The sequence below is a fragment of the Nonomuraea indica genome (assembly GCF_002850745.1).
Taxonomy (GTDB): Bacteria; Actinomycetota; Actinomycetes; order Streptosporangiales; family Streptosporangiaceae; genus Nonomuraea; species Nonomuraea indica.
On record NZ_KZ559478.1, the window covers coordinates 131,722 to 151,747 of the forward strand.

Genomic DNA, 20,026 nt, shown 5'->3' on the forward strand with positions numbered 1-20,026 from the left:
ACCGTCAGGTCCTGTCATCCTACTTAACGAAACTGTGTTGCTTAATCTCGGGGACGACGCCACGCCGGATGCGGCGTGAAGCCGAGCTGTGGGGGCACTTAAGAATCCCTCGATGGACATGCCGCAACGGGACCGGGCACAGTGCGTAAGGTTCGACGAGGGGGAGTGAGGCCATGAAAGCGCTGGTCAAGGAGAGGCCCGAGGCCGGCCTCCGGCTGGTCGACGTCCCGGAGCCCACGCCGGGGCCGGGCGAGGTGCTGATCAGGGTCCTGCGGACCGGGATCTGCGGCACCGACCTCCATATCCGGAAATTTGATGACTGGGCGCGGCACACCCTGAAGCTTCCCCTCATCGTCGGCCACGAGTTCAGCGGCGAGGTCGTCGAGGTCACCCCCGGCGTGGACAACATCGCCGTCGGCGACCTGGTGAGCGGCGAGGGCCACATCGTCTGCGGCACCTGCCGCAACTGCATGGCCGGCCGCCGCCACCTGTGCCGCAACACCGTCGGCCTCGGCGTGCACCGCGACGGGGCGTTCGCCGAGTACGTCACGCTGCCCGCCTCGAACGTCTGGGTGCACCGCACCCCCGTCGACCCCGACGTGGCCGCCATCTTCGACCCGTTCGGCAACGCGGTGCACACCGCGCTGTCGTTCCCCCTCGTCGGCGAGGACGTCCTGATCACCGGAGCCGGCCCGATCGGCCTGATGGCGGCGGCGGTGGCCACCCACGTCGGTGCTCGCAACGTCGTGATCACCGACGTCAGCGACGAACGGCTCGACCTCGCCGCCAAGCTGGGCGTCACGCTGGCGCTCAACGTGCGGCGCGGCACGGTCGCCGAGGGCATGCGGCGGCTCGGCATGCGCGAGGGCTTCGACGTCGGCCTGGAGATGTCGGGCAGCCCGCAGGCCATGCGCGACATGATCGCCAACATGACCCACGGCGGGAAGATCGCCATGCTCGGCCTGCCCGCCGAGGAGTTCGCGATCGACTGGGCCACGGTCGTCACCTCGATGATCACCATCAAGGGCATCTACGGCCGCGAGATGTTCGAGACCTGGTACAACATGTCGGTCCTGCTGGAGAAGGGGCTCGACCTGTCTCCGGTGATCACTGACCGGTTCACCTACCAGGACTTCGACGCCGCGTTCGACACCGCGGCGAGCGGCCGCACGGGCAAGGTCATCCTCGACTGGAGCGGAGGAGCTCGGCCGGAGAGAGCGAGGACCGAGCCAACGAAGGCCGGAGCGGCCGCGACCATGAGCACGCGCGGAGGAGCTCGGCCGGAGAGAGCGAGAACCGAGCCAACGAAGGCCGAAGCGGCCGCGACCATGAGCACGCGCGGAGGAGCTCGGCCGGAGAGCGCCAGGAACGAGCCGACTCAGGCCGGAGCGGCCGCTGACACGAACAGGAGCGCTTGATGTTCACCAACGTGCGCGAGCAACTGCGTGCGACGCTCGACGAGATCACCGAGGCGGGGCTGCTCAAGCCCGAGCGGGTGATCACCACCCCCCAGAGCTCCAGCGTGAGCGTGGCCGGGCGCGAGGTGCTGAACTTCTGCGCCAACAACTACCTCGGCCTGGCCGACCACCCGGCCGTCGTCGAGGCGGCCAAGGAGGCGCTCGACCGGTGGGGCTTCGGCATGGCCTCGGTCCGCTTCATCTGCGGCACCCAGCAGGTGCACAAGGAGCTGGAGGCGCGCCTGTCGGAGTTCCTCGGCATGGAGGACACCGTCCTGTACAGCTCGTGCTTCGACGCGAACGGCGGCGTGTTCGAGACGCTGCTCGACGCGCAGGACGCGGTGATCTCCGACGCGCTGAACCACGCCAGCATCATCGACGGCATCCGCCTGTCCAAGGCGCGACGCCTGCGCTACGCCAACCGCGACATGGCGGAGCTGGAGGCCCGGCTGAAGGAGGCGGGCGACGCGCGGCGCAGGCTGATCGTCACCGACGGCGTGTTCTCCATGGACGGCTACCTCGCGCCGCTGCCGGAGATCTGCGACCTGGCCGACCGCTACGACGCGATGGTCATGGTGGACGACTCCCACGCCGTCGGTTTCGTCGGCCCCACCGGCCGGGGCACGCCGGAGCTGCACGGCGTGACCGACCGGATCGACATCATCACCGGCACGCTCGGCAAGGCGCTCGGCGGCGCCAGCGGCGGCTACGTCTCCGGCCGTACGGAGATCTGCGAGCTGCTGCGCCAGCGCTCGCGCCCCTACCTGTTCTCCAACTCCCTGGCCCCGGTGATCGCCGCGGCCTCGCTGCGCATCCTCGACCTGCTCGAGACCTCCGGCGAGGCCCGCGAACGGCTGCGCGCCAACACGGCCCGCTTCCGCAGCGAGATGACGCGCGCCGGGTTCGACCTGCTCCCGGGCGACCACCCGATCGTGCCCGTGATGATCGGTGACGCGGCGCAGGCGGCGGCCATGGCCGACCGGCTGCTGGACCTCGGCATCTACGTGATCGGGTTCTCCTACCCGGTGGTGCCGCACGGGCAGGCGCGGATCCGGGTGCAGCTCTCGGCGGCCCACTCCGCCGAGGACGTGGACCGCGCGGTGGCGGCGTTCGCCCAGGCGCGCGGCTGACCCGCCGGCCGCGGATATCCTCGCTGCGTGATAGACACGCGGCGCCTGCGCACGCTGCGGGCGGTGGCCGACCACGGCACGGTCACCGCCGCGGCCGCCGCCCTGCACCTGACGCCGTCCGCCGTGTCGCAGCAGCTCGTCGCGCTCGAACACGAGGTGGGCCACAAGCTGTTCGCCCGTGACGGGCGCGGCGTCCGCCTCACGGCCGTCGGGAAGATCATGCTCGGGCACGCGAACGAGGTGCTCGCCCAGCTCGAACGCGCCGAGGCCGAGGTGGCCGCGTACGCGACGGGCTCGGCCGGCGAGGTGACCGTGGCCTGCTTCGCGACGGCGATCAGCGCCGTGCTGTCACCCGCTCTGGCCGTGCTCCGCGAGAAGGCGCCCGGCCTGCAGGTCCGCGTCCGCGACGCGGAGGGCGACCAGGGGCTGGTCATGCTGCTGGACGGGGAGGCGGACCTGACGGTCGCGGTCGAGTACCGCGGCGCCCCCGACGTCACCGACCGGCGCCTGTCACTCATGCCCCTGTACGCCGAGCCGTTCGACCTGGTCCTCCCTCACGACCACCAGCTCGCCACCGCGGGCGACGGCCGGCCGGTCACGCTCGCGGATCTGGGCGGTCAGCCGTGGATCGGCCCCTACCCCGGCAACCCGGTGCACGACGTGATCGCTTTCGCCTGCGAGCAGGCGGGCTTCACCCCGCGCTTCGCGCACTGCTCGGACGACTTCCGCGCGGTGGCCGCGCTGGTGGCGGCCGGGGCAGGGGTGGCGCTGGTGCCGCGGCTGGCGTTGCGCGACATGGCGCTGTCAGGCGTCGTCGTCCGGCCCGCGCCCGGCCCGGAGCGGCGCGTCTTCGCCGCCGTCCGCCGCGGCGCCGACTCCCACCCCCTCCTGGCCCCGCTGCTCGACACCCTGCACACCGTCGCGGCCGACCTCGGCGACGGGTGACGGTGCCCGCCCGGCCGCCGGATCACCTCGTCGCGTTCGGCGCTTCCGGACAGGTGGCGCGGCTGTCGTAGGTGTCGCGCGCGGCGGTGACCTGTTCGATATGTGTCTCGGCCCAGTCCTTGATGGCCCGCATCACGGGCAGCAGGCTGACACCCAGCGGGGTGAGGGCGTAATCGACCCGAACCGGGACCGAGGGCGTGACCGAGCGAGAGACCAGGCCGTCGCGTTCCAGGGTGCGAAGGGTCTGGGTGAGCATCTTCTGACTGACACCGGCGATGGTACGAGACAGGCTGCTGTAGCGCTGTGGGCCGTCGGCGAGCGCGGTGAGCAGGAGACTCACCCATTTGTCGCTGATCCGGTCGAGAAGTTGACGGGCCGGGCAGGTCGCCAGGTAGGCGTCGTAGGCGATGCGCGCCTGCTCGCGCTGCTGGGCGGTGGTGCGGGTCGTCATCGCGCTCCTGTTCGTGCGATAGGCACCTTGAAGTGCGTACTTCCCGTGAGAGAGTAGCTCTCCGTACGGTCGTCCTCAAGTCCTGAATCCTTCGGAACGACGAGGAGATCCCATGCGCGCAGTTGTGGTACGTGCTTTCGGCGGACCTGAGGTTCTGCAGATCACGGACGTGCCGATGCCGGTCGCGGCAGAGGGGCAGGTCCGGATCCGGGTGGAGGCCGCGACGGTCAACCCGGTCGATCTGGCGACGCGGTCCGGCGCGCTCACCGAGGCGGGGTTGCTGCCGGCGCGGGACGTGATCGGCATCGGGTGGGATGTGGCCGGAACCGTCGAGCAGACGGGCCCCGGGGTCACCGGCGTCATGCGCGGGGACCGGGTGATCGGCCTGTCCGACCGGCTGGACGTGCCGATCGGCACCCAGGCCGAACACGTCGTGCTCGACGCGGACGCGGTCACGGCCGCGCCCGCGGGCGTCTCACCCGCGCAAGCCGCCACCCTGCCCCTGAACGGTCTCACCGCCGCGCAGGCGCTGGAGGGACTCGGCCTGCACCCCGGGCAGACGCTGCTGGTGACCGGGGCGGCCGGTGCCGTCGGCGGCTTCGCGATCCAGCTGGCCGTCGCGCGCGGGCTCCGGGTGGTCGCGGTCGCCGGAGCCGGCGACGAGCCGCTCGTCCGCGGGCTGGGCGCCGACCTGTTCGTGCCACGCACGGCGCGGCTGGGTGAGGCGGTCCGTTCCCTCGTTCCGGGCGGCGTGCACGCGGCGCTCGACGCCGCCGTGGTGGGGGCGGCCGCCCTGGACGCGGTCCGGTCAGGGGGAGCCTTCGCCGCCCTGGTGGCGGGAGGAGCGCCGGTCCCACTGCGCGGCATCCGGGTCTTCAACCACTGGATCCGCGCTGACGGCGCCCTCCTGTCCAGGCTGGCCGCCCTGGTGGAAACAGGTTCCCTCACCCTGCGCGTAGCCGGGACCATGCCCCTCGACCACGTCGCCGCAGCCCACAGGCGCCTCGCCGAAGGGGGTCTCCGCGGCCGCCTCGTCCTCACTCCCTGAGGTCATCACCCGGGCACGGACGCCGCGTCGGATAATCGCAGAGGCGTCGCGGGGGAGGCGCTGCCAGGGTGACCGGCGGACGGAAGGTGGCAGGACGTGGAGGCCGACAAGAGGGGGAAGCGGCGGGGCCGCCGGCCGATCGGGCCTGCCCCGGACGCTGGGGCGGTGGGCGCGTTCGCCGCGCGGTTGCTCCTGCTGAAGCAGGAGGCGGGCGACCCGTCGTACGCGGAGATGGCCTCCCGGCTCGGCGCGGCGGCCTCGAAGTCGTCCCTGGCCAGCGCGGCGCGCGGGCAGAGGTTACCGACCTGGGAGACGACGTGGGAGTTCGTCCGGGTGCTCGCGGTCGACCGGCTGGGGCGTGACGCCGGGGAGACCGAGCGCGAGTGGCGCGAGCTGTGGGAACGCGCCAGGACAGAGCCGGGCGACGGACCGGTCGACGGACCGGTCGACGGGCCAGGCGACGGACCGGTCGACGGGCCGGCGGCGGTCGAGGGGGTGCCGAGGGCCGCGCGGCGCGGCCAGGTCCTCGCCTACGTCATGGCCTCGGTCGCGGTCGTCACAGCCAGCGTCACCGTGCTCTATCTCGCCCTGCGGGAGGACCGCCGCGTGACCCCGCCCTCGCCCGCCCCCACGGCGAGCGTCATCCCGAGGGACGATTCGGAGTTCCTCGGTGACGTCACCTTTCCGGACGGCTCGAAAGTCCGGACGAATGCCACGTTCACCAAGACCTGGCGGGTGCGCAACACCGGGACCATCCCCTGGGAAGGCCGGCTGTTGGCGCGCGTCAATGCCGATCCCTGCAAGTCACCCGAGACGGTCGTCATTCCGCCGACCGCGCCCGGCCAGACGGTGGATCTCTCGGTCCGGGTCCGCGCTCCCGGCAAACCCGGCAAGTGCCGTATCTACTACAAGATGACCGACGCGCAGGGCAGGGTGCTGTTCCCGCTCAAGCGCCCGGTGTTCCTGGACATCCGAGTCGTGGACCCCTGACCTGCGGCTTCATTTGTCCAACAGGTCTTGGACGTCCTCTGGACGGACATCCCCTGTCGGGGCGGCGGGCCCGCTGCCACGATGGCGGAGTCCCGGCGCACGCCGTTTCCTGCCACGGCGTGCGCCGATTCGCCAACGAAAGGGAATGCACAGTGACCAAGGTGACCCGCGCACTGACGATCGCGGCCGGCACGGTATCCGTGCTGATGACGATCGGCGGTGGCATGGCGCAGGCCGCCGTTTCGACGGCGTCCACCCAGACCGCCGCGAGGGTCGTCTGCAACGCCCCCGGGACCGGCAACACCACCGTCTGGGGGAAGTGCTGGAACAACGGCAACAAGACCGGGAAAGCGCGCCTGGTGTACTGGTGCAAGAACATGATCGGCAACGGTTCCAAGCAGCACAGCACCGGCTGGAAGAGCGTCAAGCCCGGCAAGACGGTGAAGTTCGTGGGCGAGTGCACGTTCAAGGCCCGCAACCCCGCCTTCCACATCGGCTGACCCGCCCGGTCCGCCCCCATACCTCCGCACGAGACCGAAGCCGGCGCGACCGCCGGCCCCTCCCCCACATGCACCATCCCTGCCCGGACGGGGGCGCCGGGCAGGGATGGTGCATGTGCCGTTTTCCCGGCTTTCACGAAACACGATGAAACACCACGCCATAGCCGGACATCTGCTCAGGTGTGTCCAATCACCCAGAAGAAGATGACATGTGGCCACCTGGGGCGGAGCGGCGTTTCGAGGAGCTCTACCTGGCGCACTACCCGGCCGTCGCCGCCTACGTCAGGCGGCGGACCGACGCGCCGGACGACACCGCCGACGTGATCGCCGAGACGTTCACGACGGCCTGGCGCCGCCTGGACGACATCCCCGCCGGAGACCAGGCCCGGTTGTGGCTCTATGGCGTGGCCCGGCGTACCCTCGCCAACCATTTCCGCTCCGAGGAGCGCCGCTCCGCGCTGGCCGCACGGCTGCGTGAAGAGCTGGCCACCTCGGCGCGGCCGGTCGCCGAGGGCGAGCGGGACGCCGCCCGCCAGGCGTTCCGGCGGCTCTCGCCGGACGACAGGGAGCTCCTGTCGCTGGTCGGCTGGGAGGGTCTGACCACTCCGGAGATCGCCCAGGTGCTCGGCTGCTCGCGCGGCGCGGTGCGCCTGCGCCTCCACCGGGCCCGCAAGCGGCTCGCCCGGGCACTGGCCGCCAGTGACCTCGACCTCACCACGTACGGCCTGCGCGCCGTGGCTCTCGCGGAGGGAAGCCCGTGAACACCGACATCGACCGCGTCGTCGCCCATCTCGCCCCGGACCCGGGCCCCGGCATGACCGAGGGGGCCCACGCGCTGATGCGCGAGATCATCACGACCCGGCCCGGCCCCCAGGCCCGGCCCGCGCGCAGGACACGGCCGGTGCTGCGCCTGGCGCTGCCGGGAGTCGCCCTCGCCACGGCCGCGTTCGTGGCGCTGAGCTGGCTGCTGCCGACGGGCCTCGGCTTCGGCCCCCGCCCCGCGGCGGCGCTCGACATCAGGCAGGAGGACGGCTACTACGTCGTCGAGGTCAAGGACGTGCACGCCGACCCGGACCGCTACGAGGAACAGCTCCGGGCGGCGGGCCTGGAGGTGACGCTCCGGGTCGTCCCCGCGACTCCTTCGTTCGTGGGCACCATCATCCCCACCTCGTCCACCGAGAAGCGGTACCTCGACGAGATCAGGACCATCGACCAGCCAGGCGAGTGCGCCAAGCTGGGCGGCTGCCCGATCGGGATGAGGATCCCCGTCGGCTTCGAGGGACCGGCCCAGATCACCCTCGGGCGCGAGGCCAGGGCCGGGGAGCAGTACGACATCTTCGCCTCGATCGACGTCCTCGGCGAGCCCCTGCACTGCGTGCCGTTCCGTGGCAGGACCGTGGCCGAGGTGCGGGAACTCCTGGCGCGACGCGGGCTGACCGTCCACTCGTTCACGGACACGAACTCGTACATCGACGCGGCGGACGCGACGAAGACCTCGGTGCCGGACTCCTGGTACGTCAACGGGGGGCACCTGGAGGAGCCGGGGAAGGCGAGCCTCGTCGTGAGCGAGGAGCCCGACGCCGGGGGCCTCCGCAACTGCGCCACTCCCCAGGGCTCCTGAGCCCGCCTCGGGTCAGGCGCGGGCCCGCTCCACGGCGGCGCGGAAGCGGGCGTACCTGTCGAGTTCGTCCTCCACGGGCCGCAGGACGTGGTCGGCGGCGACCTCGTCGATGGCCGCGCGCAGGGCCCTGGCCGTCCGGCGGGCGCGGCGGCGGCCGCCCGCCCAGGCGGCGAACCGGGCCAGCAGGGCGAGCAGCACCCCGGCCAGCGCACCGCCCACGAGAAGCACGGTCGGCCACGGCACCTCGCCCAGGGTGGGCACCGGCGGCTCCGGCAGCTGCAGGTAGTCCAGCCCGAACAGCGCCCCCAGCCAGACCACCCCGGCCATCATGGCCATGAAGATCATCCACTGGAGCCCGCCGACGGCTTTCCACCAGCGGGGCCGTCTGGTGGCCCGGGAGGAGGTGGCGCCGACGGCCCGGTCCACCGCGTCGGCCAGCTCGCGCGACCGGGCGCGGGCCGCCTGCCGCACCGCCGCCGCCCACGGGCCCGGCATCCCGCTCGCCGCCGCGTCGCCGACGTCCCTGATCGCCGTGTCCACCTGCGCCTGCTGGACGACCGACGCGGCAGGTACGGAGGTACGCCCGACGGCCTGGCCGTCCGGGCCCGCGCCCGTCCCCTCCGCGGCGCCGCCGGCGGGGAGCGGAGCGGCGCCGATGCGGAGCCTGCGCAACGGGTCCGGCCTCAGCCGGCGCACCCACCGGGTGACCGGCCAGCCGGTGGCCACCACGGCCCGGTGCCGGTGCCCCTTGGCCACGGCCTCCAGCACGACGGGCACTCCGGCCGCCTGCTCCAGCGCCGCCGTGAGCCGCCGCCCCAGCCGCGCCGAGACGTCATCGGCCCCGGCCTCGGGCAGTGGGGCCGCCCGCACGGCCTCCCGCCCCGCCGCCAGCACCGGGACCGCCGTCCCCGCCCGCGGCGTGGAAGGCCCTTCGACGGCCTCCCCCTCCCGGGCCGCCCCCTCCGTGGCCTCGGCCCGCGACGAGCGGGAGACGTCCCGGGTCGCCTCGGCCGTAGCGGGGGCGAGATGGCCGTTCTCCGCTGCCGGACCCGCCTGGCGTGCCAGGCCCGCCGGGCTCGCTGGGCTCGCGGGGTGGGTGGAGGCGGTGGCGAGCAGGTCGGCGGCCGTGGTCACGTCGGCCGAGAGGCGGGCGCTCCACGAACGGCGGTCCGCGACGCGGCTTCCGAGCAGGGACCGCAGGTCGTCCAGACCGGTCCCGGTGCGGGCGGAGGCGGCGAGGACGGGGACGCCGCGCAGGCCGTCCTCGTCGAGGAGGCGGCGCAGGTCGCGCAGGCAGCGGTCCACGGCGGCGGGCGGGAGGCGGTCGACCTGGTTGAGCACCACGACCATGACGTCGCGGTGGGCGGCCAGCGGGCGCAGGTATCGCTCGTGCAGGGCCGCGTCGGCGTACTTCTGCGGGTCCACCACCCACACCAGCAGGTCCACCAGCTCCACGAGCCGGTCCACCTCCAGCCGGTGGGCGAGCTGGATCGAGTCGTGGTCCGGGAGGTCCAGCAGGATAAGTCCGGAAAAATCGGGACTGACGTCGGCCGCCGGATGCCGCCCGAAGACGTCCAACCAGTCGAGCAGCGGCCCCGCGCCCCCACCCCCGCCCGCGCCGCCTCCGCCGTCCGCGCCATCCCTGGCCGCGCCCTCCCCGACCGCGCCCTCCCCAAGCGCGCCCTCCCTGGCCGCGCCGTCCCCGACCGCGCCACCCACGTCGGCGCCGCCCCGGGCCGCGCCCTCCCAGACCACGGCCTGGGCCGCCGACGTCGTGGGCCTGGTGACACCCACCGCGGCCACGTCCTTGCCCGCCAGCGCGTTGAACAGCGACGACTTGCCGCTCCCCGTGGCCCCCGCCAGCGCCGCCACCGTGTGCTCGACCGAGAGGCCGCGGCGCGCCCCGGCGCGTTCGGCCACCGCCCGCGCGCCGGTCACCGCCTCACCCGGCAGCCGTCCCTCCGCCAGCGTGACGGCCTCCGCCAAAGCCTCCAGCCGCGAGTCCAGCGACGGTCCCTCCTTGCGGCGCAGCAGCTTCACGACCCCTCCGTAGCCGCGCCGGCCGGCAGCTCCCTCTGGTGCTCGCGCACCGAGTGGGCCGCCGCCAGCAGCTCGTCGGCCGTGCCGGCCCGCGGCTCGACCGCCTCCAGCAGCGTCTCGTACCGCGCCGCCTCCTCGTCCATCAACCTCCGGACCCGCTCCCGCAGATCCTCCCGGGCCCGCACCGTCAGCGTCCGCACCGCCTGGTCGCCGAAGATCGCCTCCAGCAGTTTCTGCGACAGCACGCTCGTCCCCCCGGCGATGCCCACCTCGATCCCGGTCAGCCCGCCGGTCGAGGCGAAGACGGCCAGCATGAGCAGCAGCCCCGCCCCGTTCACCCCGAAGGACGCCACGCGCGCCGTGGTGCGCCGCTCCCCGCCTTCCTGACGTACGAGGTCGAGGACGAACTCCTGCCAGCCCCGCACCGCCGCCTCGGCCCGCTTGGCCAGGTCGGGCGAGGCCCGGCCGAGCCGGGCGGCGTCCACGGCGCCGAGGCGGTCGAGCAGCCCCGGACCGCCGGGCGCGGCCGACCAGCCGTCGAGGCAGCGCTCGGCGGCGGCGTCGGCCGCTCCCCTGATCAGCGTCTCGACGCCGCTCTCCAGCGCGTCACGCAGCTCGGCCGCGGGCTGCCGCCCGGTGAAGAACCCGACGACCCGGTCACGCAGCCATCCCACCCGGCTCTCCAGCGACCGCATCAGGTCGCCGGTGCCGATGAAGTCCTGCCAGCGGGCCAGCACCTCGCCCCGCAGCAGCGACCCGTCGCGCATGCCCTCGTCGAAGTCGGCCAGCGCCCCCGCGTAGGCGCGGTCGACGATGGAGCGCAGCCCGTCGAAGCCGGCCCGCTGCCGCTCCACCGCCGCGGCCAGCTCGGGCACCCGGCCGGCCAGGCTGTCGAGCGCGCCGGACAGCGTCTGCCGCACCACGCGGGCCCGTTCGGCGGCGTCGGCGGCGAGCCCGGTCAGCCACCGCGTGATGGGTTCGACCAGGGCGGCGGGCAGGCGCGCCCGCTCGGACGGCAGCACGGCCTCCGGCACGGTGAACAGGCGGGTGCCGTCGAGGCGGTTGGCGACGAGCAGGCGTTCGAGGTCGCGGGTGACCGGGTCGAGGGCCTCGGCCGGCACCCGGTCGAGCACCACGGCCAGCGCCGTGCTGCGCTCGCGGGCCGAGCGCAGGAAGCTCCACGGCACCTCGTCGGCGTACCGGGAGGCGGTGGTGACGAACAGCCACAGGTCGGCGGCGGCGAGGAGCTGCGCGGCGAGCTCCCGGTTGGCGGTGACGACCGAGTCGATGTCGGGCGCGTCGAGCAGCGCGAGGCCGGGGCCGAGCGCGTCGGAGGTCACCACGCGCAGGGCTCCGGCCGAGCCGCCGCTCGTACGGGACAGGCCGGGCAGCACGTTGGGCCCCATGAACCAGTCGAGGTCGGCCGGGCTGGCCACCAGCGTGGGCACCAGCGTGGTCGGCCGCAGCACCCCCGGCTCGGTCACGTCGGCGCCGACCAGCGAGTTGACCAGCGTGGACTTGCCCGCGCCGGTGGAGCCGCCCACCACGGCCAGCAGCGGCGCGTCGATCGCCCGCAGCCGCGGCAGGAGGTAGTCGTCGAGCTGCCCGGTGATCTCCCGGTGCGTGCGGCGGTCGTCCTCCACCGCTCCGATGGCGAGCGGGAACAGCTCGCCGTCGAGCCGGCGGCGCAACCCCTCCAGCGCTCCCAACAGGTCCATGCACTGTAGTTAGCCCGCAGGCGGCTCCCTAAGCACATATCCGACACTCCGTAGCGTGTGGATCAGCCGGGGCTCGCTCGCGTCGACCTTGCGCCGCAGGTAGGAGACGTACGACTCGACCACACCGGCGTCTCCGCCGAAGTCGTAGTTCCACACGTGGTCGAGGATCTGCGCCTTGGACAGCACCCGCCCGGCGTTGGCCATGAAGTAGTGCAGCAGCTTGTACTCGGTGGGTGACAGCCGCACCGGACGGCCGGCCCGCCACACCTCGCGCGCGTCCTCGTCGAGCTCGAGGTCGGCAACCCGCAGCCGGCTGGCGGGCGAGCCCTCCCCACGGGTACGGCGCAGCACCGCGCGGATCCTGGCCTGCACCTCTTCGAGGCTGAACGGCTTGGTCACGTAGTCGTCGCCCACGCCCAGCCCGTGGATCTTGTCCTCGGTGGCGTCGCGGGCGGTCAGGAACAGCACGGGGGCGGCGATCCGCCTGGCCACCTCGAACCCGTCGAGGTCGGGCAGCATCACGTCGAGCACCACCAAGTCGGGCGAGGCCCGCTCGGCCACCTCGACGGCCTCGTACCCGTCGGCGGCGGTGAGCACCTCGAACCCGGAGAAGCGCAGGCTGGCGGAGAGCAGGTCCCGGATGCTGGGCTCGTCGTCCACCACCATGATCAACGCCTCGGGTTTAGTCACCTACCCAGCGTGACGCAGCCACCTGAGTACAAGCTGAAGGCTCACTCCAAAGCGAGTGGGAGTTCGACCCGGAACGTGCAGCCCGCGCCCGGCACGGTGTCCAGGCTCACGGTGCCGTCGTGGGCGCGCACCAGGGCGTCCACGATCGCCAGGCCGAGTCCGCTGCCCCGGTCGTCGCCGGAGCGGCGGCGCGAGCGGGCCGAGTCGGCCCGGTAGAACCGCTCGAAGACCTTCTCGGCCTGTTCGGGGGTGAGGCCGGGTCCCTTGTCGGCCACCTCCAGGAACACCGTGTCCGGGCCGGCGCCGACCCGGACCGTGACCGGGGTGCCCTTGTCGGTGTGGATGAGGGCGTTGCTCATCAGGTTGGCGATGACCTGGCGCAGCCGCACCTCGTCGCCGGAGACGATGAGCGCGGCGCCGCCGACGACCTCGAGGTTGACGACCCGATCGGGTTCGAGGATGCGGGCGTCGTGCACGGCCTCGGCGGCCAGCGCCAGCATGTCCACCGGCCGCATCGCCAGCGGGCGCTGCTGGTCGACGCGGGCGAGCAGCAGCAGGTCGTCCACGAGCAGGCTCATCCGGCCGGCCGCCTTCTCCACGCGCTGCATCAGCTCGGCGGGGTCGGCGCCGGGGTTCTGCCGGGCGTACTCGGCGAAGCCGCGGATGGAGGTCAGCGGCGTGCGCAGCTCGTGGGAGGCGTCGCCGACGAACTGCCGCATCCGGTCCTCGGACCGGCGGGCCGCCGCCTCGGAGGCCGAGCGGGCCACGAACGCGGCCTCGATCTGCGCGAGCATCCCGTTGAGCGACCGGGCCAGCCGCCCCACCTCGGTGCCGGGGTCGCCGTCGGGCACCCGGCGGCTCAGCTCGCCCCGGGCGATGGCCTCGGCGGTCCGCTCGATCTGGGCGAGCGGGCGCAGGCTGTGCCGGACGCTGGTGACGCCCACGACGGCGAGGATCAGCAGGATGCCGCTGCCGCCGAGCATCTCGATGAGGGCGAGCCGGCGGGTGATCTCGTTGACCTCCGTCAGGTCGGCGGCGACGACGTACGTGGCGTGCGGGCTGGCGGCGTGCAGCACCCGCCACTCGCCCGCGCCGTCGCCCGCCGGGGCGGTGTAGATGTCGGAGCCCGGCGTGGGGGACAGCACCGGCTTGGACTTGAGGTCGACGTCGCGGTCCACCTGCAGCGGGGTGAGCCGCCCGCCCGGTTCCTCCTGGACGAGGACGATCGTGTCGGACTCGATGAGGATCTGCTTGTCGCCGGTCCTGCGGCCCTTCTGGCGGCGCTGGAAGTCGTACTCGAGCTTCTTGTGCATCCGTACGGCGACCAGCTTGACCTGGGTGTCCACCCGGTCCATGAGGTAGCCGTGCAGGACCGAGACGCTGACCAGGCCGATGAAGGTCAGCCCCAGCGCGAGCAGCGCCAGCATGGCGGCGATCAGCTTGATCCTGAGCGGCAACCGGGACATCAGGCGCCCGGTGGCAGGCGGAGCACGTATCCGACCCCGCGCAGGGTGTGGATGAGGCGCGGGCTGCGGTTGTCGATCTTGCGGCGGAGCACCGACACGTACGACTCGACGATGCCGACCTCGCCGCGGAAGTCGTAGTCCCAGACGTGGTGGAGGATCTGCGGCTTGGACAGCACCCGCCCGGCGTTGGTCATGAAGTAGCGCAGCAGCTTGAACTCGGTCGGCGACAGCGACACCGCGCGGCCGCCGCGCCACACCTCGTGGCTCTCCTCGTCCAGCTCGATGTCGGCGAAGGTCAGCCGGGGCGGCGGGGCGGGCGCCTCCCCGCTGGTACGGCGGAGCACCGCGTGGATGCGGGCGACCACCTCCTCCAGGCTGAACGGCTTGGTCACGTAGTCGTCGCCGCCGATCGTGAGCCCGCGGATCTTGTCCTCGGTCTCGTCGCGGGCGGTCAGGAAGACGACGGGTGTGTGCGTCCCCCCGCCGCGCAGCCGCCGGACGATCTCGAAGCCGTCGAGGTCGGGCAGCATCACGTCGAGCACGATGAGGTCGGGCCGGTGCCGCTGCACGGCCGCCACGGCGTCCAGGCCGCTCTTGGCCGTGGTCACGTCGAACCCCGCGAACCTGAGGCTCGCGGCGAGGAGTTCGAGGATGTTCGGGTCGTCCTCGACGATCAACAGGCGCGCTTCCATTCCCTCAAGGATGCCCTCATCGGACGACTGCCGGAACAAGACCGGCGATATGCCGCGCAATGGCCAGGCTGGACGTGGCGGCCGGAGAGGGGGCGTTGCGGACGAGCACCACCCTGCCGTGCACGTCCACGGCGAAGTCGTCGAGCAGCCGGCCGTCCCTGGCGACCGCCTGCGCGCGCACCCCTCCGGGGGCCCGGCGCAGGTCGGCAGCGGTGAGCTCGGGGACGTAGCGCCGGGCCGCGCGCAGGAAGGCGCTCCTGGCCAGCGAGCCGTGGACCTCGCGCAGTCCGGTGCGCCAGTGCCGGCGGGCCATCCGCAGCGTGCCCGGCCAGCCGAGGATCTGCCGGGCGTTCGCGACGTTCCGCCGGCTGTAGCCCTCGTAGGCGAGGGCCAGCACGGCGTTCGGCCCGACGAGGACCTCCCCGTCGATGTGCCGGGTGAGGTGGACGCCGAGGAACGGGTAGCGCGGGTCGGGCACCGGGTAGATCAGACCGCGCACCAGCTCCCGGGCGGCTCCCGCCAGCGCGTAGTACTCGCCGCGGAACGGCACGATCCTGACGTCCCCCGGCCGCCCGGCCATCGCCGCGACAGCGTCGGTGCCCAGCCCGGCGCACACCACCAGCCGGTCGAAGGCGAGGCGCCGCCCGGCCGCCAGCACCTCCACGCCGCCGGCGGTCTCCCGGACGGCGCGCACCGGGTGCGCCAGCCGTACGGACCCGCCCAGTTCCGCCACGTCGAGCGCCAGCCGGCGCGCGACCGCGACGAAGTCGGTGATCGCGGTGTGCGGCGAGTGGACCGCGGCGACGCCGACGGCGTGCGGCTCGACCTCGCGCAGCCCGAGCGCGTCCAGCTCGGCGACGCCGGGCACGCCGTTGGCGCGGGCGCGCTCGGCCAGCGCGCGCAGCAGCGGCCGCTCGGCCCGGGTGCTCGCCACGACGAGCTTGCCGACCTCCTCGTACGGCAGGGCGTGCCGCGCGCAGTAGTCCTTGAGCAGCGCCACGCCCTCGCGGCACAGCCGGGCCTTCAGCGAGCCCGGCGGATAGTAGAGGCCCGCGTGCACGACACCGCTGTTGTGGCCGGTCTGGTGGGCCGCGACCTGGGGCTCCTTGTCGAGCACGGTCACCTCGGCGCCCCTGGCGATGGCCAGCTCGCGGGCCACGGCGAGTCCGACGATCCCCGCCCCGACGACTCCGATCTTCTCCGTCACGGCGCCAGTCTGCCCACTTCATGCCCGCTTTCGGAGCGGTGCCGCCGCAATGTAGTCGAAACCGTGTCCTTGACCGGATGTGCCGTGCGGCTCCCGGGCCTGGCCGGCAGCCGCCGAATCGAACGTGAGTACGATGGCCTCATGTACGTCCCGCCGGAGTGGCCCGCCGAGGTACGGCCGCCCAGCGTTCCCGACTGGGAGACCTCGGCCGTGGCCTGGCTGCTCGACGCCGTGCCGCCCGACTACCGCGCCTACGAGGTGCTCAGGCGGCACCCGGTCGCGCTGGCCCGGATGGCCCGCCACCACGTCCAGTCGGCCGTCGAGGCCGCCCGCGCCGGCTACCGGGGCGCGGCCGTCGAGCTCAAGGGGCACCTGCCGCCGCACGCCGTCGAGGCCGTGCTCGACGCCTACCGGCAGGAGGGGCCGCGGCTGGTGCGGCTGTCGCGCTCGATCGAGGTGGTCGAGCGCGCCCTGCGCGGCGACATGTTCACCGCGACCATGCGCCGCCCGTGACGCCTCACCGGGTGCGCCTGGCGACGAATCCGATCACGGCGGTGGCCAGCAGGCCGGCCAGCACCAGGATCATGACGTCGCGGGCGGTCAGCCCGCCCTGCTCCACCACGTCGCGCTCTCCGGCGGCCTTCTTGGCGTCGCCGTCCCGCTCGCGCGGGCTCTCCCGCGCGACCGGCCGCTCGGTCGGCCGCTCGGTCGGCCGCTCGGTCGGCCGCTCGGTCGGCCGCTCGGTCGGCCGCTCGGTCGGCCGCTCGGTCGGCCGCTCGGCGGGTTGACCGGTGGGCCGGTCCGCGGGCCTCCCGGCCTGGAACGCGCCCTCCGGCAGCGGCACCCGGTAGACCGGGCTGGCCGGCCCCTCGCTGCCCACCAGCAGCGCCCGGCCGTCGGCGGTGAACGCGATCGACTCGGCCTGCTTCAGCTCGGGCATCGACACCCGGGTGATGATCTCGCCGGAGGGCTTGTAGAGGGTGGCGGAGAAGTAGGTGCGGATGACGTACGACGAGCCGTCGGGGGCGTAGGCGGCGTCGGTGGCCATGAGCGGCGCGGCGGCGACCTTGCGCAGGATGTTGACCCGGTCGGCGCGCAGCGTCTTCGGGGCGGCGTACACCGAGCCCGCGAACTCCTTGGTGACCACGTAGAGCCGGCCGGTCCGGGGGTGGACCATGACGCCCTCGGCGTTGCGTCCGCCGTCCGCGTAGCGGAACCGGTAGCGCACCGCCGTGACCGTCGCGTCGCGCAGCGCCGGCGGCTCCATCACCTTGTAGACCGAGATGTCGGGCCAGGCGCCGTCGAGGTTGTCGCCGATGTCGGCGAACCACAGCACGCCGCGCCCGGTCGCCGGGTCCGCGCGGGCGGCCATGGCCTCCCAGTCGCGGGCCTCGGCGCCGCGCACCCGGAACGTGGCCCTGGTCCGGCCGTCCTGGCCGACCGCGTAGAACATCGGCTCGGCCGCGGAGTCGTTGTGGGTGTAGTAGACGCCCGGGTGGGTGGGCGACACGGCCAGACCGCTGGACTCGGTGATCCCCCGGTCGCGGAACGTGAAAAGCTTCTCCCCGGTGTCGTCGGCGGCGGCCGCGCGGGCCCGGACGGCCGGGAGCGCCGTGACCCCCTTTGCCGCCGTGGCAGCCGGGACGGCCACCGCCGGGACGGCCGTGACCGCCGCGACGGCCGGGACCGCCGGGACGGCCGTGACGGCGCACGTCACGAAGGCCACGGCCAGAGTGCGCAGCAGAAGATCCCCCACGCCGCCATCATGCCCCAACCGGCGCCCGCCCGACCCTCGCGCTGTGCCGGTGGAAGCCCGCGCTCTGGAGCACGACCAGGCACGCGTTGGCGACCGCCACGGCCGTCCACAGCCCCGCGATCCCCCACGTGCCGGCCACCGGCACCGCGGCCAGCACGAGCAGCCCGTATCCGGCGGCGAAGTAGCGCAGGCTCGTCGCCGACCGCCTGAGCCCGGTCAGGCCGATGCCCTGGACGGCCTGCGTCCCGTCGGCCGCCGAGGCGAGCAGCATCAGCGGCAGCAGCGCGACGACCCGCTCGCGCACCCCGGCGTCGTCGGTGAACAGCGACGGCACGGCGTCGCCGGAGAGCAGCAGCGTCAGCGCGGCGACACCGGTTCCGGCCAGGGCGAGCAGCGCGGCGGCGCCGTTGGCCCGCCGCGCCCCGGCCGGAGTGGCGGCGCGCGCCACCTCGGGCAGCGCCGCCTGCGCCACGGAGACGGAGGCCACGAGGATGAGGCCGGTCAGCGTGCCCAGGACGGCGTGGGCGGCGGCGTCGCGGGTGTTCGTCGTACCGGCGGCGAACGTGACGACCCCGAGCCCGCCGAACTTGATCAGCACGGTCGCGGCCAGCGGGAGGCTCACCCGGCCCAGCCGGACGATCTCGGCGACCCGCGGCCGGCCCTGCCCGACCCGGACGCCGAGCACGCGGCGCAGGGCGAGGTTCGCCACGGTGACGCTCGCCGCCGCGGACAACAGCCAGGCGACGCCGGCCCCGGCCAGGCCGAGCGGCGGCACCAGCGCGACCGCGCAGCCGGCCAGCACCGCCGTGCCCGCCAGGCTGGACCAGAGCACCTGGCGACCGTGCCCGAACGCGACGAGCACCGTGGTGGCGCCGCCGCCGGAGGCGGACACGAGCAGGTAGACCGCCAGCAGGTACGGCAGCGGCCCCAGCTCGGCCACCACCTCGCCGGGCACGCCCGCCGCGCCGGCCAGCACGGGCACGGCCAGCATGGCGAGGGCGCCCGCCGTACCGACGAGCAGGGCGAGCCAGCGCGCGTCGCGCAGGACGGGCAGGGCCGCGGCGGGATCGTCGCGGTGCGGCGCGACGAACGGCGACAGCCCGCGCATGGCGCCGACGACGGCGGCGGAGGCGGGGTTGAGCACAGCCGTCATGACCGCGAAGGCGGCCAGGGTGACGGTGTCGTGCCGGCCGAGGACCGAGGTGACCACCAGGGTTCCGAGCATGCCGGTGACCATGGAGAGGAACAGGGGCAGGGCCGTGCGGAGAATGCCCGTGATCACCCGGGTCACCCTACTAGCCTGGAGTGCGCTCCAGGTGCCTAGCCTGAAGGCATGGATTACGTGAACCTCGGACGCAGCGGGCTCAAGGTGAGCCGGCTCTGCCTCGGCACGATGAACTTCGGCCCCGTGACCAGCGAGGAGGACTCCTTCACGATCATGGACCGGGCTCACGAGCTGGGCATCAACTTCTTCGACACGGCCAACGTGTACGGGTGGAAGCAGGGCGAGGGGATCACCGAGAAGATCCTCGGCAACTGGTTCGCCAAGGGCGGCGGCCGCAGGGAGAAGACCGTCGTCGCGACGAAGCTCTACGGCTCGATGGGCGACTGGCCCAACGACAACCTGCTGTCCGCGCTGAACATCCGCCGCGCCTGCGACGCCTCGCTCAAGCGCATGCGGACCGACTACATCGACATCTACCAGGCCCACCACGTCGACCGGAGCACCCCGTTCGACGAGTTCTGGGAGGCCATGGAGGTGCTGCGCCAGCAGGGCAAGATCCTGTACGTCGGCTCGTCCAACTTCGCGGGCTGGCACATCGCCAAGGCGCAGGAGACGGCGGCCCGGCGCGGGACGTTCGGCCTGGTCAGCGAGCAGTCCCACTACAACCTGCTGACCCGCGAGGTCGAGCTGGAGGTGCTGCCCGCCTGCGCCGACTACGGCCTCGGCGTGATCCCGTGGAGCCCGCTGGCCGGCGGCCTGCTCGGCGGCGTGCTGCGCAAGACCGACAAGGGCCGCTCGGCCACCGAGAACATGGTCAAGGAGCTCGACAAGCACCGCGACAAGATCGAGCGGTACGAGAAGTTCTGCGACGAGCTGGGCGAGGAACCGGCGTACGTGGCGCTCGCCTGGCTGCTCACGCGCCCGGCCGTCACCGCGCCGATCATCGGCCCGCGCACGGTCGAGCAGCTCGACGGCACCCTGCGGACCCTGGAGGTCACGCTGGACGAGCAGGCGCTGGCCCGGCTCGACGAGATCTTCCCGGGACACCGGACGGCGCCCGAGGACTACGCCTGGTAAGGGCCGGTCAGGT

Annotated in this window: 19 protein-coding genes; 10 read left to right on the forward strand and 9 right to left on the reverse strand. The window is 73.4% G+C overall.

Annotated elements, in window-relative coordinates; all coding sequences use genetic code 11:
* The first annotated feature begins 173 nt into the window (after positions 1–173).
* The 3 genes from tdh to CXR44_RS28675 are packed head-to-tail and all read left to right on the forward strand — an operon-like array spanning position 174 to position 3,532.
* The gene (gene tdh, locus CXR44_RS28665; protein ID WP_245899505.1) at positions 174–1,418 is read left to right on the forward strand and encodes an L-threonine 3-dehydrogenase; all 1,245 of its coding nucleotides are present in this window, start codon (positions 174–176) and stop codon (positions 1,416–1,418) included.
* The gene (locus CXR44_RS28670) at positions 1,418–2,587 is read left to right on the forward strand and encodes a glycine C-acetyltransferase (protein WP_101789256.1); all 1,170 of its coding nucleotides are present in this window, start codon (positions 1,418–1,420) and stop codon (positions 2,585–2,587) included. Before tdh ends, CXR44_RS28670 begins: the two co-directional genes overlap by 1 nt.
* A gap of 27 nt (positions 2,588–2,614) precedes the next feature.
* Entirely contained in the window at positions 2,615–3,532 is a 918-nt protein-coding gene (locus CXR44_RS28675; RefSeq protein ID WP_101789257.1) for a LysR family transcriptional regulator, read from the forward strand.
* 22 nt (positions 3,533–3,554) lie between these two features.
* On the opposite strand, the gene CXR44_RS28680 is transcribed toward CXR44_RS28675, so the two are convergent.
* On the reverse strand, positions 3,555–3,983 hold the full coding sequence (locus tag CXR44_RS28680) for a winged helix-turn-helix transcriptional regulator (RefSeq protein ID WP_101789258.1): 429 nt from the start codon (positions 3,981–3,983) through the stop codon (positions 3,555–3,557).
* 112 nt (positions 3,984–4,095) lie between these two features.
* On the opposite strand from CXR44_RS28680, the gene CXR44_RS28685 reads away from it, so the two are divergent.
* From CXR44_RS28685 to CXR44_RS28705, 5 genes are all read left to right on the forward strand, one after another.
* Positions 4,096–5,031: an NADP-dependent oxidoreductase gene (locus CXR44_RS28685; protein ID WP_101789259.1), complete on the forward strand. Its 936-nt coding sequence runs from the start codon at positions 4,096–4,098 to the stop codon at positions 5,029–5,031.
* Positions 5,032–5,196: 165 nt separating this feature from the next.
* Complete coding sequence (locus CXR44_RS28690) at positions 5,197–6,021, forward strand: NBR1-Ig-like domain-containing protein (RefSeq protein ID WP_101789260.1); 825 nt, start codon at positions 5,197–5,199, stop codon at positions 6,019–6,021.
* Positions 6,022–6,173: 152 nt separating this feature from the next.
* Positions 6,174–6,521 (forward strand): hypothetical protein, encoded by a 348-nt coding sequence (locus CXR44_RS28695; RefSeq protein ID WP_101789261.1) that lies wholly within the window; start codon positions 6,174–6,176, stop codon positions 6,519–6,521.
* A 209-nt stretch (positions 6,522–6,730) separates the two neighbouring features.
* The gene (locus CXR44_RS28700) at positions 6,731–7,282 is read left to right on the forward strand and encodes an RNA polymerase sigma factor (protein WP_101789262.1); all 552 of its coding nucleotides are present in this window, start codon (positions 6,731–6,733) and stop codon (positions 7,280–7,282) included.
* Positions 7,279–8,142 carry a hypothetical protein gene (locus CXR44_RS28705; protein ID WP_101789263.1) on the forward strand — a complete coding sequence of 288 codons (864 nt, stop codon included), beginning with the start codon at positions 7,279–7,281 and terminating at the stop codon, positions 8,140–8,142. Before CXR44_RS28700 ends, CXR44_RS28705 begins: the two co-directional genes overlap by 4 nt.
* Positions 8,143–8,154: 12 nt before the next feature.
* Here the strand turns inward: CXR44_RS28705 and CXR44_RS41220 are convergent, their stop codons facing one another.
* From CXR44_RS41220 to lhgO, 6 genes are all read right to left on the reverse strand, one after another.
* Positions 8,155–10,182 carry a GTPase gene (locus CXR44_RS41220; RefSeq protein WP_245899507.1) on the reverse strand — a complete coding sequence of 676 codons (2,028 nt, stop codon included), beginning with the start codon at positions 10,180–10,182 and terminating at the stop codon, positions 8,155–8,157.
* The gene (locus CXR44_RS28715; protein ID WP_245899509.1) at positions 10,179–11,900 is read right to left on the reverse strand and encodes a GTPase family protein; all 1,722 of its coding nucleotides are present in this window, start codon (positions 11,898–11,900) and stop codon (positions 10,179–10,181) included. The genes CXR44_RS41220 and CXR44_RS28715 overlap by 4 nt, the downstream gene beginning before the upstream one ends.
* Before the next feature lie 9 nt (positions 11,901–11,909).
* Positions 11,910–12,566 (reverse strand): response regulator transcription factor, encoded by a 657-nt coding sequence (locus CXR44_RS28720; protein ID WP_101789264.1) that lies wholly within the window; start codon positions 12,564–12,566, stop codon positions 11,910–11,912.
* A 65-nt stretch (positions 12,567–12,631) separates the two neighbouring features.
* Positions 12,632–14,056, reverse strand: a complete 1,425-nt coding sequence (locus CXR44_RS28725; protein ID WP_101789265.1) for a sensor histidine kinase — start codon at positions 14,054–14,056, stop codon at positions 12,632–12,634.
* Positions 14,056–14,748, reverse strand: a complete 693-nt coding sequence (locus CXR44_RS28730; protein WP_101789266.1) for a response regulator transcription factor — start codon at positions 14,746–14,748, stop codon at positions 14,056–14,058. Before CXR44_RS28730 ends, CXR44_RS28725 begins: the two co-directional genes overlap by 1 nt.
* Positions 14,749–14,764: 16 nt before the next feature.
* Positions 14,765–15,955: an L-2-hydroxyglutarate oxidase gene (gene lhgO / locus CXR44_RS28735; RefSeq protein ID WP_101789267.1), complete on the reverse strand. Its 1,191-nt coding sequence runs from the start codon at positions 15,953–15,955 to the stop codon at positions 14,765–14,767.
* A 141-nt stretch (positions 15,956–16,096) separates the two neighbouring features.
* On the opposite strand from lhgO, the gene CXR44_RS28740 reads away from it, so the two are divergent.
* The gene (locus tag CXR44_RS28740) at positions 16,097–16,468 is read left to right on the forward strand and encodes a hypothetical protein (RefSeq protein WP_101789326.1); all 372 of its coding nucleotides are present in this window, start codon (positions 16,097–16,099) and stop codon (positions 16,466–16,468) included.
* A gap of 4 nt (positions 16,469–16,472) precedes the next feature.
* Here the strand turns inward: CXR44_RS28740 and CXR44_RS28750 are convergent, their stop codons facing one another.
* Both CXR44_RS28750 and CXR44_RS28755 read right to left on the reverse strand, forming a co-directional pair.
* Positions 16,473–17,711, reverse strand: coding sequence for a PT domain-containing protein (locus CXR44_RS28750; protein ID WP_144070118.1), 1,239 nt, complete (start codon positions 17,709–17,711; stop codon positions 16,473–16,475).
* Positions 17,712–17,718: 7 nt separating this feature from the next.
* Positions 17,719–18,993 (reverse strand): MATE family efflux transporter, encoded by a 1,275-nt coding sequence (locus tag CXR44_RS28755; RefSeq protein ID WP_144070119.1) that lies wholly within the window; start codon positions 18,991–18,993, stop codon positions 17,719–17,721.
* Positions 18,994–19,044: 51 nt separating this feature from the next.
* Between CXR44_RS28755 and CXR44_RS28760 the strand changes: the two genes are divergently transcribed.
* The gene (locus CXR44_RS28760; RefSeq protein ID WP_101789269.1) at positions 19,045–20,013 is read left to right on the forward strand and encodes an aldo/keto reductase; all 969 of its coding nucleotides are present in this window, start codon (positions 19,045–19,047) and stop codon (positions 20,011–20,013) included.
* Positions 20,014–20,026 lie beyond the last annotated feature (13 nt).

Bases quoted from the DNA above. Each gene is read 5' to 3' on its own strand.
- tdh (WP_245899505.1), top strand. From the start codon at position 174: ATGAAAGCGCTGGTCAAGGAGAGGCCCGAGGCCGGCCTCCGGCTGGTC.
- CXR44_RS28670 (WP_101789256.1), top strand. From the start codon at position 1,418: ATGTTCACCAACGTGCGCGAGCAACTGCGTGCGACGCTCGACGAGATC.
- CXR44_RS28680 (WP_101789258.1), bottom strand. From the start codon at position 3,983: ATGACGACCCGCACCACCGCCCAGCAGCGCGAGCAGGCGCGCATCGCC.
- CXR44_RS28685 (WP_101789259.1), top strand. From the start codon at position 4,096: ATGCGCGCAGTTGTGGTACGTGCTTTCGGCGGACCTGAGGTTCTGCAG.
- CXR44_RS28700 (WP_101789262.1), top strand. From the start codon at position 6,731: ATGTGGCCACCTGGGGCGGAGCGGCGTTTCGAGGAGCTCTACCTGGCG.
- CXR44_RS28715 (WP_245899509.1), bottom strand. From the start codon at position 11,900: ATGGACCTGTTGGGAGCGCTGGAGGGGTTGCGCCGCCGGCTCGACGGC.
- CXR44_RS28720 (WP_101789264.1), bottom strand. From the start codon at position 12,566: ATGGTGGTGGACGACGAGCCCAGCATCCGGGACCTGCTCTCCGCCAGC.
- CXR44_RS28725 (WP_101789265.1), bottom strand. From the start codon at position 14,056: ATGTCCCGGTTGCCGCTCAGGATCAAGCTGATCGCCGCCATGCTGGCG.
- CXR44_RS28730 (WP_101789266.1), bottom strand. From the start codon at position 14,748: ATGGAAGCGCGCCTGTTGATCGTCGAGGACGACCCGAACATCCTCGAA.
- CXR44_RS28740 (WP_101789326.1), top strand. From the start codon at position 16,097: ATGTACGTCCCGCCGGAGTGGCCCGCCGAGGTACGGCCGCCCAGCGTT.
- CXR44_RS28760 (WP_101789269.1), top strand. From the start codon at position 19,045: ATGGATTACGTGAACCTCGGACGCAGCGGGCTCAAGGTGAGCCGGCTC.